Source organism: Paraburkholderia sp. GAS348 (assembly GCF_050434205.1).
GTDB lineage: Bacteria > Pseudomonadota > Gammaproteobacteria > Burkholderiales > Burkholderiaceae > Paraburkholderia.
Genome location: NZ_JBNPVT010000006.1, coordinates 93736 through 109058, shown reverse-complemented (window position 1 = coordinate 109058; position 15323 = coordinate 93736). Strand labels below are relative to the sequence as shown.

The following is a 15323-nucleotide window of genomic DNA, read 5'->3' as shown; positions in this document are numbered from 1 at the left end:
CCTCGAACCGAAACGTTTTTTCAGCACTAGCAAACATAAAGGAAGACAAAGATGGCACTCCCGATTCTCGACCCGAACGCACCGGAATTCACGCGCCGCTATGTGAACCTGGCGGATCCGCGCCTGGGTGCGCAGGCGCTCGAGGCCAGCGACGATTTCTTCGCACCGAAGGAACGTATGCTGAATCCAGAGCCGGCCGTCTTCATTCCAGGCAAGTACGACGACAACGGCAAGTGGATGGACGGCTGGGAAACGCGTCGCAAGCGCGCCAACGGTTACGACTGGTGCGTCGTGAAGCTCGCGCGTCCGGGCGTGATCAAGGGTCTCGACCTCGACACCAGCCACTTCACGGGCAACTTCCCGCCGGCCGCTTCGGTTGAGGCTGCGCGCGTCGTGGACGGCGTACCGAACCAGTCGACGCAATGGACCGAAATCGTCCCGTCGACCACGCTGCAAGGCAACAGCCATCACTATCACGAAGTCAGCGACGCGAACGCCTACACGCACCTGCGCGTGAACATCTACCCGGACGGCGGCATTGCACGTCTGCGTGTGTATGGTCAGCCGCAAGTCGACTGGGCAGGCGCAAGCCGCACCGAGCAGTTCGATCTGGCCGCGATGGAAAACGGCGCGTATCTGGTCGCGGCGAACAACCAGCACTTCGGCGCTGCATCGACGATTCTGATGCCGGGCCGCGGCGTGAACATGGGCGACGGCTGGGAAACGCGCCGCCGCCGTGAACCGGGCAATGACTGGGCGATCGTCGCGCTGGCGCAACCGGGCGTGATCAGGAAGATCGAAGTCGATACGGCTCACTTCAAAGGCAACTATCCTGACCGTTGCTCGATCCAGGCCGCGTATGTAACGGGCGGCACGGATAGCTCGCTGATCACTCAAGCCATGTTCTGGCCGGTGCTGCTGGGCGAGCAGAAGCTGAAGATGGACAACCAGCACTATTTCGAAAGCGAAATCGCGGCACTGGGTCCGGTCACGCACGTGCGCTTCAACATCATTCCGGACGGCGGCGTGTCGCGTCTGCGTCTGTGGGGCACGCTCGCATCATGAAAACGCTGGCTATCGAACCGTTGACGAAGGAAGCGTTCGCCGCGTTCGGCGACGTGATCGAACTCGAAGGCGCGAAGCAGATTCCGATCAACCTCGGCACCACGATCCGCTATCACGATCTCGCGAAAGTGGACGTGACCGACGAGAACGGCCGCACGCTGGTGAACCTGTTTCGCGGTCAGCCGCGCACGTTGCCGTTCGAAGTGAAGATGCTCGAACGTCATCCGCTGGGCAGCCAGGCCTTCGTGCCGCTGAACGACAAGCCGTATCTGGTGGTCGTGGCGCCGGCGGGCGAGTTGGACCCGAAGCAGATTCGTGCGTTCGTGACGAGCGGCTGGCAAGGTGTGAACTATGCGAAGGGCGTCTGGCACCATCCGCTGATCGCATTGGGCGGCGTGAGCGACTTTATCGTCGTCGATCGCGGCGGCGATGGACTGAACCTGAACGAGCAGGATCTGGGCGAGTCGCTCTGGCTGACTGAAGATGCGTTGAGCGCGGTGACCGTTTGAGGTCGTTGCCTTAGGTTGCCTTCGCGTAATACGGTGAGCAGGTTGGTTATAAAAATGCCCACAGTGCAGAACGCTGTGGGTTTTTGATTTGCGGACCACCACGCTATGGGGCGCAATATGGTTGGTCAGTTGCGCTTGCCGAGAAGCGGTGAACGCCCGATGACTTCACGCGCATGTTCAGCCGGCTCCGGTGCGGAAAATCCCGCCGCTTCGATCGCCGGTTTGAGTCCTTTGAACTGCAAGCTCTTCTTCGGCGATCGCAACGACGCCATACCGTCGTCCCACGCATGCAGCATCTGCTTGGCGACGTTGCGCCACTGCGGTTCGTTGCGCGCCGCTTCAATCAACTCGTGACCGACGGCGACCGCCGAGTCGCATAACGCTTCGACCATCTGTGCGTATTGCCGCGGGGCGATTCCCATCCGTGTGTTGAAAAATCGTTCGAGCGTTTTGCCGGCTGCCCAGGTTTTACGTCCGTCGATCGGCAGGCCCGGCGGATTGGCCGCGAATCGCGGATAAGCCTGCGTCGTGACGATGTCGTAGACGGGTGTAAACGCGACGTCGTCCACGGACGTGTAAAACAGCGCGACATTTTTCGTATGGCAATCCGCGTTGCGCACGACGTAGGTTGTCAGCAAGTGCCAGCCGAGATGCTCGAGTTGCTGCCGCATGCTGTCGCGATCGAGCAGGTAGGCGCGTGCGGCATTGAGCATCTTTTCGCTGGTCGAATTGTATTTTTCGTGCGGCGGCAGGCCCAATAAACCGCACATGTCTTCTACTCCGTACGCGGGCAGGCCATGCGCATCCACGTCGAAACGCTCGACGATCAACGCGCGCCCATCGTCCGACATCTGCGTGCGTGCGACCGGCGCTACGCCGAGCCGTTCGAGCACGCGCATCGAGTAGAACTCGTTGAAGCCGAGAAACGGTGTGTTGTCGTCGGAGCCTTTGACGATGTGGCGGCTCGTTCGGATTGTTGGTTTGCCGAGCGGCATCGGCGCGGACGCACTGGAAGTTTCCGCCTGCGGCGCAATGAACTTCGGCACGGCGCCCGAGATGGCCGCGCGCGCATATTCGCGCACCAGTGAAGCAAAATGTTCGGCCGTGTTGTCACCGTGCAGGATGTCCTGCACATCCAGCGCTTGCAGTTCGGTGCCCGGCGCGACACCTTCGGGCGTCACGGTAACGCGGCCAATCCCCATGGCGCCGACTACGGCCAGCAGTGACAGATCGGTGCCGTCGAGCAGGGGGCCGAATTGCTCGCGGATCAGATTCAGCAGGTAGCCTTCCGGCAGGTTCTGCCGGAAAAACGGATGCAGGTCGCGTGGCCAGCGCCAGGCCTCTTCGCGTACCGGCATGGTCAGGCTGACGAAGTCGGCCACCGTCGCATCACGGTTGTATTTGAGGACGTAGTCGTCGCGCTCGCGAAACAGCGTGGCGACGTGCTTGCCCAGTACCTGAACGTCGAGCCTCATGAGTCCGCGTCCGGCATGCGTTGTTCAGCCAGGATATCTTCGAGCGTCCGCCCGTGGCCGTGCGCGACGAACTTGAGGTCGTAGCCGGCCGCTTCGAGCAGGCGCACCAGCACCGACACGCTCATATCGTTTTTGGCGAGCGTTTCCATACGCGCGACGGTGGTGCGCGCGACGCCTGCGCGGCGCGCCAATTCCTCTTGAGACAGGTGGCTTTCGCGCCGAACGGCCTTCAACATGTCCGATACGTCAGCGAGATTGGTCATTTGTAGCCCCAGGGCATCAAATTGGCAGATGTTAGCCATATTGTAGCCCATAAGACACAATTTGTTCTTATGGTTTTGTGCCTCATGGGCTACATATTCATCAAGTATCTTTAAATTTGTGTCTCTTGGGCTACAATTTTACTGGTCATTCTGACAAGCTGTCCGGACCGAACGATCAACAAAAAAGCGGGCTTCCCGCTCACGCGAAAAGCCCGCTTCATGTTCTGCCAAGGTTCTGCAAAGCCGGGCGCAACGCGGCCACCAGCTCATTACTTCACCGCACCGCCTTCGAACCACGCGGCGATCTTCATCCGCTCGTCGTCGGTCATGTGTGTAACGTTGCCCAGCGGCATCGCCTTCAAGGTCACGGCCTGCTGATAGATCCGCTGTGCGTTCTGCGAGATCTCGTCCGGCGTATCCAGCAACACGCCAGCCGGGGCGCTGCCCATCATCGTCGGATGGGCGGAGTGGCATGCCACGCAGCGCTGTTGCAACACCGGCGCAATATCGGCCACCTTGACCGTCGGCGCATTCGCAGCTTGCGCTTGCGGCACGACCGGCTTCGGCATCGTCCAGAAGAGGGCGCCGAACATCAGCACGATACCGACCAGCGGCAGATACCACAGCACCTGGCCACGATGACGCATCACGAAGAACTGGCGAATCAGCGCGCCGGCCAGCATGATCATCAGGAGCACGACCCAGTTGTACTGATTCGTGTACGTCATCGCGTAGTGGTTCGACAGCATAGCGAACACCACCGGCAGCGTGAAATACGTGTTGTGCACCGAACGTTGCTTGCCGCGCTTGCCGTAGATCGGGTTCGGCGTTTCGCCCTTGAGCATCGCGGCAACCATCTTGCGCTGACCCGGGATGATCACGAAGAACACGTTCGCCGACATGATCGTTGCCAGCATCGCACCCATGATCAGGTAAGCCGCGCGGCCCGCGAAGATGTGGCACGCGAGGTACGCCGCGATCACCACATAAATGCCGACGCAGATGCCGAGTACCTTGTCTTTATTGCCGAGCAGACGGCACAGCGAGTCGTAGACGATCCAGCCGGCGGCGAGGAAGCCGAGAGCGGATGCGACGGCCACGACCGGACCCATATCCAGCACGTTCTTGTCGATCAGGTACGTGCTCGGCGAGAACAGATACAACACCGTGAAGAGGCTCGCGCCCGACAGCCACGTGGTGTACGACGGCCACTTGGACCAGTGCAGGTCGTCCGGCATTTCCGGCGGCGCGACGGTGTACTTCTGCATGTTGTAGAAGCCGCCGCCGTGCACGTGCCACAACTCGCCGAACACGCCGCGCTTGCGCTGGTTCGGGTCCGTAGGCGGTTTCAGGCTGTTGTCGAGCGCGACGAAATAGAACGATTCGCCAATCCAGGCGATGGCGGCGATGACGTGAAACCAGCGCAAGGCCAGATTCAGCCAGTCAGTGATAAAGCCTTCCATGAAACTCCTCCACTTCTGATTCGTTGTACGCACAACGACGCTTGTGCCTTGATTGCGCCTTCTGACTGCGCCTTCGGTGACCCGGCTGACGGGTCGTCGGCATGCGTTGCGTCGCCGCACAGACTGCGGGGTGTCCCCCAAGGGGACTTCTTTCAGGGCGAAAGACGCGGTGCGCTCAGTTCGCACGCGCCGTTTTTTATTGGAGCGTCAGGTCGGGTCGCTCGCGTTCGATTGCGCTTCGCGGGTGTCTCCTGGGAGCCGCACAGTGCAATCGGGCGCGCTCGGAAATACAACACGACTCCAACCTTGTCGTCCTCCAACGCCTATCGAAACCGCCCGGCGCGCCTAGCTGCCTCGATAGGTGCTGTACGACCACGGCGACACCAGCAGCGGCACGTGATAGTGCGCGCCGGCGTCGGCCACGCCGAAACGCAACACAACGCGATCGACGAAGCGCGGCTCCGGCACCTTCGTGCCGATCGACGCAAAGTAATCGCCAGCGTCGAACACGAGTTCGTATTCGCCCGCGACCAGTGCGTCGCCTTCGAGCAGCGGCTGGTCGCAGCGGCCGTCGTCATTGGTGGTGGTGGTTTTGAGCGCGCGGCGGGTGTCGCCGGAGAGCGCAAAGAGTTCGACCTTGATGCCCGCGCCGGGACGGCCGTTGGCGGTGTCGAGCACGTGGGTAGTGAGCTTTCCCATTCGCAATTTTCCTTATGTGAATGCGAGGTTTCGGCGGCGGCCCGATCCAGAATACGTTGCGGCGGATCGAGGCTCCACGTCAGTGGCTACATACCCGTCGGCGAATTGAAGCGAGCGCCGTGGCAGCCATTGTAAAAAGGATGTTCACGTCAGCGCGCGCGAGATAGGAAAGATAATACCTGGCGCATGACCGACAGCCTGTTGAAAGCCGCATCAAGTCGATTTGTTCGACCATTGCCGTACATTTAATCGTATGGGCGGATCGTACCGGCGCCAAAAAGGCCCACTATATCGGCAGTGTGAGGTTGAGTATCGCACTGGCGCGAGTTGTCAGCATTATTTTGGCCGTCGAAGGTTACACCTGTGCGCCGCAGCAAACGTGAGTCAATGCGGCACACCCCGAAGACGGCGGAAATACGCTGGGTAACCGGGCCAACGGCGTTCGACGGGACGCGGCGGCACGGTTGGCGTGCCGTCCCATCGCGTTCGAACGGCTTTGCACGGAAGCAATCAAGCGGAGAAGCGAATGACGATGGAGCAGGCGGCTATCAGGCCAAACAAGCCTAAGAAAACGATGCTGGTGAAGCATGCGGACGTGCTGGTCACGATGGACGGCGCCCGGCGCGAACTGCGCGACGGCGGCATATATATCGAGGACAACCGCATCGTCGCGGTCGGGCCGACAGCGGAATTGCCGCAAACGGCCGACGAAGTGCTGAACATGCGCGGCCACCTGGTGATTCCAGGGCTGGTGAATACGCACCACCATATGTATCAGAGCCTGACGCGCGCGATTCCGGCTGCGCAGAACGCGGAGCTGTTCGGCTGGCTGACCAACCTCTACAAGGTGTGGGCGAACCTCACACCGGAGATGATCGAAGTCTCGACCTTGACGGCGATGGCCGAACTGTTGCTGTCCGGTTGCACGACTTCGAGCGACCATCTGTATATCTACCCGAACGGCAGCCGCCTCGACGACAGCATCGTCGCGGCAGAGCGGATCGGCATGCGTTTTCACGCAGCGCGCGGCAGCATGAGCGTGGGGCAGAAGGACGGCGGTTTGCCGCCGGATTCGGTGGTCGAGCGTGAAGCGGACATCCTGAAGGACACGCAGCGTCTGATCGAGACGTACCACGACGAAGGGCGTTACGCGATGTTGCGCGTGGTGGTGGCGCCGTGCTCTCCGTTCTCGGTGAGCCGCGATCTGATGCGCGAATCGGCGGTGATGGCGCGGCATTACGGGGTGTCGCTGCACACGCACCTGGCGGAGAACGTCAACGACATCGCGTACAGCCGCGAGAAGTTCGGCATGACGCCGGCCGAGTATGCGGAAGACCTCGGCTGGGTCGGTCACGATGTATGGCATGCGCACTGTGTGCAACTCGACGACGCGGGCATTGAACTGTTCGCCCGCACGGGCACCGGCGTGGCGCATTGCCCGTGTTCGAACATGCGGCTGGCGTCGGGGATTGCGCCGGTCAAGCGGATGCGCGCGGCCGGTGTGCCGGTGGGCCTGGGCGTCGACGGTTCGGCCTCGAACGACGGCGCGCAAATGGTCGCGGAAGTGCGCCAGGCGCTGCTGCTGCAGCGGGTCGGCTTTGGGCCGGACGCGATGACCGCGCGTGAAGCCTTGGAGATTGCGACGCTAGGCGGCGCGAAGGTGCTGAATCGCGACGACATCGGCGCGCTGGCGCCCGGCATGGCAGCGGATTTCGTGTCCTTCGATCTGCGTCAGCCGCTGTTTGCGGGCGCGTTGCACGATCCGGTCGCGGCACTGGTGTTCTGCGCGCCGTCGCAGGTGAGCTATAGCGTGATCGGCGGCAAGGTGGTGGTGAAGAATGGCCAGTTGACGACGCTGGAACTCGGGCCGGTCATCGAGCAGCACAACCGGTTGGCAAAGACGCTTTACGAAGCGGCAGCGTAAGCGTAATGATGGAGTGAGAGCGAAATAGAAGAGGCAGGTCTATCGGCCTCCACGCAGACTGGATGCCGATAGAACGCAGAGCAAAGATCAGGGCTTATCGATCAGCGTCTTGGTCGCCTCGGCAACCAGACTGCGCAGCCAGCGTACTTCGTCGGAATAATGCACGCGCTCGTGCCACAGCTGGTAGTACTGCATCGGCGGGAAATCGAGCGGTGCGGGCACCACGGTCAGCGGCAGGAACTTGGCGTAGTAGTCGGCAAACAGGCGCGTCGTCGTGAAGATCAGATCGGATTTGATCAGCACGTAAGGCGCCAGATTGAAGTACGGCAACGTGACGACCACGTGACGCTTTAACCGCTCGCGCGCGAGATGCACGTCGATCGCACCCCGTTGGCCCACCGAGTAAGGAGTAGGCGCAAGATGCGGCGCATTCAGGTACTGGTCGAGCGTCAACCCGCCGCGTTTGGCGAACGGATGCACATTGCTCATCAGGCAGACGATCTGATCGACGAACAGATTAGACAGGTGCAATTGCTCCGGCGGCTCCGGCCAGTTGCCGACCACGATGTCGAGCTTGCCGTCCTCGAGCGCGAGTTCGTAGTCGAACGCCGGCCCGAGCGAGTGAAATTCAAGCGTCGCATTCGGCGCGGCCTGACGAAAGCGCTCCACCACCGTCGGCACGAACAGCACGTTCAGGTAGTCCGGGCAGCCGATCCGGTAGCAACGGATCGACGTGGCCGGATCGAAGTTGTGCTGCTGGAACTTGATGCGTTCGATCTCGCGCAGCGCGTTTTGCACCGGTTCGAGCAGGCGCAGGCCGTACTCGGTCGGCACCATGCCGGATTTGCCGCGCACCAGCAGCGGGTCGCCAGTGATGTCGCGCAAACGGCGCAGCGCCGCGCTGATGGCGGGTTGCGATTGATTCAGTTTGACGGCCGCGCGCGTGACGCTGCGTTCCATCAACAGGGTGTGCAAGACGCGTAGTAGGTACGTATCGATCGCCTCGCGTTGCTGACTCATGACGTCTCCGAAATATATGTTCTGGCTGATCGAGCGGGCGTGGGTGTATATGGCTTTTAATATGAACACAAAACCACGTCAAGAGTGGGATACCCGCAGAGCACGCTGCGGCGGGGGTTTGCGGGGAATTTTGACGGCTCGACTGAGCGGGTCGATTTAGGTATTGTCATCCGGTTGTGGTGACGGATCGCTTGCTGACCAGGCGGGCGGACGCGCTGTGACCGGCAGTCTCTGACGTACTACGGAATCACATGAGCGACTCTTCTTATAGCGACGGCGCCGCCGCGCAGCCGGCAAACAGGCCGGAACAGGCGGCGCCCAGGTTGATGCTTCAGGGCATCACCAAACAATATCCGGCCGTGCGTGCCAACGACGACGTCACATTGATCGTCGCGCCGGGTGAAATCCACGCTGTGCTCGGCGAAAACGGTGCCGGCAAAAGCACGCTGATGAAAATCATCTACGGCGCGGTGCGGCCCGACGCTGGCGAGATCCGCTGGGAAGGCCAGCCGGTCGAGATCGCGAGCCCGGCGGCGGCGCGCAAGCTCGGCATCGGCATGGTGTTCCAGCATTTTTCGCTGTTCGAGACGCTCACGGTCGGCGAAAACATTGCGCTTGCGCTCGACGAACCGTTCGATCTGAAGACGCTTTCGAGGCGTATCCGCGAAGTCTCCGCCGACTATGGCCTCGACATCGACCCGCAACGTCACGTCCACAGCCTGACGGTGGGCGAGCGGCAACGCGTCGAAATCGTGCGTTGCCTGCTGCAGAACCCGCGTCTCCTGATCATGGACGAACCGACTTCGGTGCTCACGCCGCAAGCGGTCCGCAAGCTATTCGAGACGCTCCGGCGTCTCGCGGCAGAAGGTTGCAGCATCCTCTACATCAGCCACAAGCTCGACGAAATCCAGGAGCTGTGCGATACCGCCACGGTGATGCGCGGCGGCCGTGTGACCGGTCACGTGACGCCAAAAGAAGAGACGCATGCGTCGCTCGCGCAGTTGATGGTCGGCCATTCGCTGCCGGATTACACGCGCCGTGAACACACGCCGGGCGCCGTGCTGCTCGACGTGAAGCAGTTGTCGGTGGAAAGCGACGACCCCTTCGGCACCTCGCTCAATAACGTGTCGTTCGGCGTGCATGCCGGCGAGATCTTCGGCATTGCGGGTGTGTCGGGCAATGGGCAGGCTGAATTGCTCTCGGCACTGTCGGGTGAAAAGCGCGGCGTGCGCGCCGATGCGGTCACGATTTGCGGCAAGGCCGCAGGGCGCCTCGGCGCAGGCGGCCGGCGCGCGCTCGGTTTCGGTTTTGTGCCGGAAGAGCGTCTCGGCCGAGGCGCAGTGCCGGCAATGACACTGTCGGAAAACGCGCTGCTCACGGCGCATCGTCAGCAGATGGTGAACTCAGGCTGGATCAAGGCGGGCGCGATGCGCGCCTTCGCGAAGCGCTGTATCGAAGCCTTCGACGTCCGTTGCGGCGGCTCGGAAGCGTTGGCGCAAAGTCTCTCTGGCGGCAATCTGCAGAAATACATCATGGGCCGCGAGATCTTGCAGGCGCCTAAGGTGCTGGTGGTCGCACAGCCGACCTGGGGTGTCGACGTCGGCGCGTCAGCGTTTATTCGCCAGCAGTTGCTCGACCTGTCCGCCCGCGGCGTGGCGATTCTGGTGATTTCCGAAGAGCTGGAGGAGTTGTTCGACATCTGCGATCGCATCGCGGTGCTGGCAGGTGGCAGACTCTCGCCGGTGCGTGCCACGGGGGCGACCAACGCCGAGGAAATCGGCCGCTGGATGGCGGGCCTGTTCGGCGACCGCGAGGGCACGGCGCCGTCGGCGGAACAGCCGGCGCATGCCTGATCAGATCGATGCGCGCTCGGCCAACCGATCGACGTTAAACACCAGAACCAGACATAAGCACCCGCTCCCATGATTCTTCCATATCGACTCGAAGCACGCACAACGCCCTCGCGCACGATGCAGCTTGCCGTGCCGCTGATCGCCGCGTTGCTCACGCTCGTGATCGGCTTCCTGATCTTCAGCCTGGTCGGCCGTGATCCGCTCGAAGCCATGCACGCGTTTTTCATCGAACCGCTGTCCAGCGTGAACGGCTGGTCCGAACTGCTGCTGAAAGCGTCGCCGCTGTGCCTGATCGGCCTCGGTCTCGCGATCGGCTATCGCGCCAACGTCTGGAACATCGGCGCTGAAGGGCAGATGCTGCTCGGCGGCATCGCCGCCAGCGGCGTCGCGATCTATTTCGATCAGGCCACCGGCTGGTGGATTCTGCCGACCATGATGATCGCCGGCGTGCTCGGCGGCATGGCGTGGGCCGCGATTCCCGCGCTCTTGAAAAGCCGCTTCAACACCAACGAGATTCTCGTGAGCCTGATGCTCACGTATGTGGCCACGCAGTTGCTGATCTATCTGGTGAGCGGCCCGTGGCGCGATCCGCAGGGCATGAACTTCCCGCTCTCGGAGATGTTCAGCGGCGATGCGCTGTACCCGACCTTTTCCGGCGACTGGCACTGGAAATGGCTGCGCGGCACGCGGCTGAACGCGTCGGTGTTCATCACGCTGATCGCGATTCCGTGCGTGTGGCTGTTCATGCGCAAGAGCTTCGCGGGCTACCGGATGAACGTCGGCGGTCTCGCGCCGCTCGCCGCGCGCTACGCCGGTTTCTCCGACAAGAAAACCATCTGGACGTCGCTTCTGATCAGCGGCGGTCTGGCGGGCCTCGCCGGGATGGGCGAGATCGCCGGTCCGATCGGCCAGTTACAGGCAACGTGGTCGCCGGGCTACGGCTTCACCGCGATCATCGTCGTGTTCGTGGGGCGGCTGCATCCGGTCGGCATCGTGCTTGCGAGCTTCCTGATGGCGCTGCTGTACCTCGGCGGCGAAGCGGTGCAGACCTCGATGCAATTGCCGCAGGCGCTCTCCGGCGTGTTCCAGGGGCTGCTGCTGTTCTGCCTGCTGGGTGCCGACCTGTTCGTGAACTATCGCGTGCGCCGGCGTTCCGTCGCCGCGCAAGCCCACTGATTTTCCCGCCGGATCTCCATGGATATTCAACAAGCCAGCGCGCTCACCTCGAGCGCCGTCACCGCCGCAATCCCACTGATGTTCGCGGGCGCAGGCGAACTCGTCGCCGAGAAGTCGGGCGTTCTCAACCTCGGCGTAGAAGGCATGATGCTGATGGGCGCCGTGAGCGGCTACGCGGTCACCGCCATTACCGGCAACCCGTGGCTCGGCGTGGTCGCCGCGATCGGCGCGGGTCTCGCGATGTCGCTGCTGTTCGCGTTCCTCACGCTGACCATGCTCGCCAACCAGGTCGCCACCGGCCTGTCGCTGACAATCTTCGGCATTGGCTTGTCGGCCTATGTCGGCAAGCCGTATACGTCGGCGGCGGTGCGCGCCACGATCGACACGTGGACCATTCCAGGTCTCTCGAAGATTCCAGTGCTCGGGCCCGCGCTCTTCAGCCTCACGCCGCTCGATTACCTCGCGTTCCTGATGTTCGCGGTGATCTGGTGGTTCCTGTACCGCACGCGTGCGGGCCTCGTGCTGCGCTCGGTCGGCGAATCGCCGCAAGTGGCGCATTCGGTCGGCTTTCCGGTGGTGGGCGTGCGTTACGGCGCGGTGGCCTTCGGCGGCGGCATGGCGGGGCTCGCAGGCGGTTATTACTCGATCGTCAACCTGCACCTGTGGCAGGAGCAGCTCACGTCGGGCCGCGGCTGGATCGCGCTTGCGCTGGTGGTGTTCGCGACCTGGCGTCCTGGGCGTTTGCTGATTGGCGCGCTGCTGTTCGGCGCCGTTACCGGCCTGCAGTTCTACGCGCAGGCCATCGGCGTGCCGGTGCCGACGCAGTTTCTCGCGATGCTGCCATACGTCGCGACCGTCGTCGTGCTCGTACTGATTTCGCGCAACCCGAATACGATTCGTCTGAACGCACCCGCGTCGCTGGGCAAGCCGTTTTTCTCGGCGGGCTGACACGCTTGCCGTTTCATATGACCGGCCACACGTTTCAAATCAATTGATAAACACGACAGGAGAAAACATGAAGAGAAGAAATCTGCTGACCGCTTTCGCTTGGGGCGCGGCCGCGCTGTCGCTTGCGGCACCGCTCGCCCAAACCGCGCAGGCGGCCGATGCGCCAGGCGTCGCGTTCGTCTACCTCGGCAATCCTGGCGATGCCGGCTGGACCTTCGCGCACGATCAGGGTTCGAAGGAAGTCGAAGCGAAGTTCGGCAACAAGATCAAGATCACCCGCATCGAGAACGTGCCGGAATCGGCCGACTCGGAACGTGTGTTCCGCGATCTGGCGAACAAGGGCAACAAGATCATCATCGGTTCGAGCTTCGGCTATCAGGACTTCGAGCTGAAGGTCGCGAAGGACTTCCCTGATACGGTGTTCCTGCACGCAACCGGCTACAAGAAGGCGCCGAACTTCGGCACCTATGACGTGCGCATGTACCAGGGAGCGTACCTGGCCGGCGTCGCCGCGGGCTATGTGACGAAGACCAACACGCTCGGCTTCGTCGCATCGGTGCCGATTCCTGAAGTGATCCGCAACATCAACGCGTACACGCTCGGCGCGCGTTCGGTGAATCCGAAGATTCACACCAAGGTCATCTGGATCAACAGCTGGTTCGATCCGGGCAAGGAAAAGCAGGCTGCCGAAACGCTGATCGGCCAGGGCGCCGACGTGCTGCTGCAAAACACCGATTCGAGCGCGACACTCGCGACCGCATCGGAAAAGCACGTGCATGCGTTTGGCTGGGATTCGGACATGAAGAAGTTCGGTCCTGAGGCGCACCTCGGTTCGGTGGTCGCGCACTGGGGCGTGTATTACAACGCGGCTATTCAGCAGGTGCTGGATGGCAAGTGGAAGAACGACCCGGTGTGGTGGGGCATTCCGCAGAAGGCCGTCAATCTTGAAGACCTGAACACGTCGGCGATTCCGGCTGATGCGCAGAAGCAGGTCGCGGCGAAGCGCGATGAACTGGCCGGCGGCAAGTGGGACGTGTTTACCGGCCCGATCAAGGATCAGTCCGGCGCGGTGAAGGTGCCGGCAGGCAAGACGCTCGCCGATTCGGAACTGCAACGCCTGAACTGGTACGTGGAAGGCGTGGACGGCTCGCTGCCGAAGTAAGCCGGCTTTTGCGGTTATCGCGAGCGGATTTAGCAGCTGTTGGTCGGATCGCAAATGACCGGTTCACAAATGACCGGGTCGCGAGTGACCGGGTCGCGAGTGACCGGGTCGCGATCGACCAGGCTGCGGTCTCAGCAACCGCTGCTTTAAGGCGCTGCGTCCACCACGGACGCAGCTTTTTTTTTTGCTTCAGATTATGTGTTGACGATGTTTCAGGCAAAGCGTTAGTCGATGCGCAGGCCGACCTTGATAGTCACCTGCCAGTAGGCGACCTTGTCGTTTTCGATCTGGCCCCGCGTTTCCGTCACTTCGAACCAGTGCAAATTGTGCAGCGTCTTCGACGCTTTTGTAATCGCCGTGCTGATTGCGTCGTCGATCGATTTGGTCGATGAGCCGGTCAGTTCGATTTGTTTGTAGACGTGTTCTGACATGAACTTCCTCCTTTGACCTTCGTTGGTGTGCAAAAAAAGTATAGGCAATGGATCGCCGTTGACGTCCCCTACGTCTCGCACGTGAGCGAGTCATCCCGCACATCGCGTGCCCGATATGCCGCGGCGAGGCGAGGCCGTTATGATGTCCGCGCGACTCAACTTGAAACCTGACGAGGCTCGAAAGTGGAAATTGGTTTTTGCGGTCCCGGTCTGATGGGCGCGCCGATGATCCGGCATCTGCTGCGTGCGGGGCATACCGTGCATGTCTGGAATCGCACGCGGGCCAAGGCGGAAGCGCTGCTGGCCGACGGCGCCAAGGTGGTCGATACGCCACGCGAGCTGGCCTCGCGGTGCGAGGCGGTGCTGCTGTGCGTCGCGGATGCGGCGGCGGTTGAGGAAACTGTGTTCGGTGCAGAGGGGCTGCTGAGCGTGGATGCCGCTGCGCCGAGACGCGTGCGCTGGATTGTCGATCACTCGAGCATTCCGCCGGCCGCGACACGCGCGTTCGCGCAGCGCGCGGCGGCGGTGGCTGCAGTTGCGGCGGAAGGCCCGATTGCTGCAACGGGTGAGGGTGGACGAGAGCGAGAATCTGCGGGCACAAGCACAAGCACAGGCACAAGCACAGGCACAGGCACAGGCACAGGCACAGGCACAGGCACAGGCACAGGCACAGGCACAGGCACAGGCACAGGCACAGGCACAGGCACAGGCACAGCAAACGTCGGCTGGATTGACGCGCCCGTATCAGGCGGCGTAGCGGGCGCGACGGCGGGCACGCTGGCGATCATGGCGGGCGGCGCCGCGGCGGACGTCGAGGCAGTCACGCCACTCCTCGGCGCGTATTCAGCTCGTGTCACGCGCATGGGCGAGGTCGGCGCGGGGCAAACCACTAAGCTCTGCAATCAGACCATCGTCACCGCAACCCTGGCGGCGATCGCCGAGGCGGTGAGCCTTGCGCAGCGCAGCGGTATCGACGCCTCCAAACTGACGGAAGGCCTTGCCGGCGGCTGGGCCGATTCGGTGTTGCTGCAGATTTTCGTGCCGCGCATGACGCAAAGCGGCCTCGCGCCGATTGGCGCATTCCGCACGTTCCAGAAAGACATCGACACGGTCGCCGCGACGGCGTACGAGACCGGCACGCCGATGCCGGTTTCGTCGACGGTCCAGCAACTGTTGCGACTCGGCGCGGCGATGGGGCTTGGGGAGGCCGATCTGTCGGCTTTCATCGACGTTTTGCAGACGGCGCGCGGCGGCTAGAAGGCACGCGGGAGGCGCGAACGCGACGCGAACAGGGCGTCGAAACGCGCGAGCACGGCGTACGCGCGGGTTGAAGCC

Annotated in this window: 14 protein-coding genes; 8 read left to right on the top strand and 6 right to left on the bottom strand. The window is 62.4% G+C overall.

The annotated features are described in order from the left end of the window. Window positions 1-51 precede the first annotated feature (51 nt). Together alc and P3T22_RS12840 are read left to right on the top strand one after the other, a co-directional pair. Entirely contained in the window at window positions 52-1065 is a 1014-nt protein-coding gene (gene alc, locus P3T22_RS12845) for an allantoicase (protein ID WP_063495873.1), read from the top strand. Next, the gene (locus P3T22_RS12840) at window positions 1062-1574 is read left to right on the top strand and encodes an ureidoglycolate lyase (RefSeq protein WP_429325149.1); all 513 of its coding nucleotides are present in this window, start codon (window positions 1062-1064) and stop codon (window positions 1572-1574) included. The genes alc and P3T22_RS12840 overlap by 4 nt, the downstream gene beginning before the upstream one ends. Window positions 1575-1699: 125 nt before the next feature. Here P3T22_RS12840 and P3T22_RS12835 read toward each other — a convergent pair whose 3' ends face one another. The 4 genes from P3T22_RS12835 to uraH form a co-directional block, all read right to left on the bottom strand. Further along, a complete protein-coding gene (locus tag P3T22_RS12835; RefSeq protein ID WP_429325148.1) occupies window positions 1700-3049 on the bottom strand; it encodes a type II toxin-antitoxin system HipA family toxin in 1350 nt (449 codons plus the stop codon). Then, window positions 3046-3312: a helix-turn-helix domain-containing protein gene (locus P3T22_RS12830; RefSeq protein WP_054035321.1), complete on the bottom strand. Its 267-nt coding sequence runs from the start codon at window positions 3310-3312 to the stop codon at window positions 3046-3048. Before P3T22_RS12830 ends, P3T22_RS12835 begins: the two co-directional genes overlap by 4 nt. Before the next feature lie 269 nt (window positions 3313-3581). After that, window positions 3582-4775, bottom strand: coding sequence for a urate hydroxylase PuuD (locus P3T22_RS12825; RefSeq protein ID WP_063495876.1), 1194 nt, complete (start codon window positions 4773-4775; stop codon window positions 3582-3584). A 345-nt stretch (window positions 4776-5120) separates the two neighbouring features. Then, a complete protein-coding gene (gene uraH, locus P3T22_RS12820) occupies window positions 5121-5474 on the bottom strand; it encodes a hydroxyisourate hydrolase (protein WP_429325147.1) in 354 nt (117 codons plus the stop codon). Between the two features lie 526 nt (window positions 5475-6000). Between uraH and P3T22_RS12815 the strand changes: the two genes are divergently transcribed. Next, complete coding sequence (locus P3T22_RS12815; RefSeq protein WP_063495877.1) at window positions 6001-7398, top strand: 8-oxoguanine deaminase; 1398 nt, start codon at window positions 6001-6003, stop codon at window positions 7396-7398. 87 nt (window positions 7399-7485) lie between these two features. On the opposite strand, the gene P3T22_RS12810 is transcribed toward P3T22_RS12815, so the two are convergent. After that, window positions 7486-8418, bottom strand: coding sequence for a LysR substrate-binding domain-containing protein (locus P3T22_RS12810; RefSeq protein ID WP_063495878.1), 933 nt, complete (start codon window positions 8416-8418; stop codon window positions 7486-7488). Between the two features lie 251 nt (window positions 8419-8669). Here P3T22_RS12810 and P3T22_RS12805 point away from each other — a divergent pair, with 251 nt between their 5' ends. The 4 genes from P3T22_RS12805 (at window position 8670) to P3T22_RS12790 (ending at window position 13557) form a co-directional block, all read left to right on the top strand. After that, the gene (locus tag P3T22_RS12805) at window positions 8670-10271 is read left to right on the top strand and encodes an ABC transporter ATP-binding protein (protein ID WP_429325146.1); all 1602 of its coding nucleotides are present in this window, start codon (window positions 8670-8672) and stop codon (window positions 10269-10271) included. A 69-nt stretch (window positions 10272-10340) separates the two neighbouring features. Continuing rightward, on the top strand, window positions 10341-11447 hold the full coding sequence (locus P3T22_RS12800) for an ABC transporter permease (protein ID WP_429325145.1): 1107 nt from the start codon (window positions 10341-10343) through the stop codon (window positions 11445-11447). Window positions 11448-11465: 18 nt separating this feature from the next. Further along, the gene (locus tag P3T22_RS12795) at window positions 11466-12395 is read left to right on the top strand and encodes an ABC transporter permease (protein WP_063495881.1); all 930 of its coding nucleotides are present in this window, start codon (window positions 11466-11468) and stop codon (window positions 12393-12395) included. A 67-nt stretch (window positions 12396-12462) separates the two neighbouring features. Then, window positions 12463-13557 (top strand): BMP family ABC transporter substrate-binding protein, encoded by a 1095-nt coding sequence (locus P3T22_RS12790; RefSeq protein ID WP_429325144.1) that lies wholly within the window; start codon window positions 12463-12465, stop codon window positions 13555-13557. A 224-nt stretch (window positions 13558-13781) separates the two neighbouring features. Here P3T22_RS12790 and P3T22_RS12785 read toward each other — a convergent pair whose 3' ends face one another. Beyond that, window positions 13782-13988, bottom strand: a complete 207-nt coding sequence (locus tag P3T22_RS12785; RefSeq protein ID WP_063495883.1) for a dodecin — start codon at window positions 13986-13988, stop codon at window positions 13782-13784. A gap of 183 nt (window positions 13989-14171) precedes the next feature. On the opposite strand from P3T22_RS12785, the gene P3T22_RS12780 reads away from it, so the two are divergent. Then, window positions 14172-15245: an NAD(P)-dependent oxidoreductase gene (locus tag P3T22_RS12780; RefSeq protein WP_429325143.1), complete on the top strand. Its 1074-nt coding sequence runs from the start codon at window positions 14172-14174 to the stop codon at window positions 15243-15245. Window positions 15246-15323 lie beyond the last annotated feature (78 nt).

Coding starts and splice junctions, on each gene's coding strand:
- alc (WP_063495873.1), top strand. CDS start 52: ATGGCACTCCCGATTCTCGACCCGAACGCACCGGAATTCACGCGCCGC.
- P3T22_RS12840 (WP_429325149.1), top strand. CDS start 1,062: ATGAAAACGCTGGCTATCGAACCGTTGACGAAGGAAGCGTTCGCCGCG.
- P3T22_RS12835 (WP_429325148.1), bottom strand. CDS start 3,049: ATGAGGCTCGACGTTCAGGTACTGGGCAAGCACGTCGCCACGCTGTTT.
- P3T22_RS12830 (WP_054035321.1), bottom strand. CDS start 3,312: ATGACCAATCTCGCTGACGTATCGGACATGTTGAAGGCCGTTCGGCGC.
- P3T22_RS12825 (WP_063495876.1), bottom strand. CDS start 4,775: ATGGAAGGCTTTATCACTGACTGGCTGAATCTGGCCTTGCGCTGGTTT.
- uraH (WP_429325147.1), bottom strand. CDS start 5,474: ATGGGAAAGCTCACTACCCACGTGCTCGACACCGCCAACGGCCGTCCC.
- P3T22_RS12815 (WP_063495877.1), top strand. CDS start 6,001: ATGACGATGGAGCAGGCGGCTATCAGGCCAAACAAGCCTAAGAAAACG.
- P3T22_RS12810 (WP_063495878.1), bottom strand. CDS start 8,418: ATGAGTCAGCAACGCGAGGCGATCGATACGTACCTACTACGCGTCTTG.
- P3T22_RS12805 (WP_429325146.1), top strand. CDS start 8,670: ATGAGCGACTCTTCTTATAGCGACGGCGCCGCCGCGCAGCCGGCAAAC.
- P3T22_RS12800 (WP_429325145.1), top strand. CDS start 10,341: ATGATTCTTCCATATCGACTCGAAGCACGCACAACGCCCTCGCGCACG.
- P3T22_RS12795 (WP_063495881.1), top strand. CDS start 11,466: ATGGATATTCAACAAGCCAGCGCGCTCACCTCGAGCGCCGTCACCGCC.
- P3T22_RS12790 (WP_429325144.1), top strand. CDS start 12,463: ATGAAGAGAAGAAATCTGCTGACCGCTTTCGCTTGGGGCGCGGCCGCG.
- P3T22_RS12785 (WP_063495883.1), bottom strand. CDS start 13,988: ATGTCAGAACACGTCTACAAACAAATCGAACTGACCGGCTCATCGACC.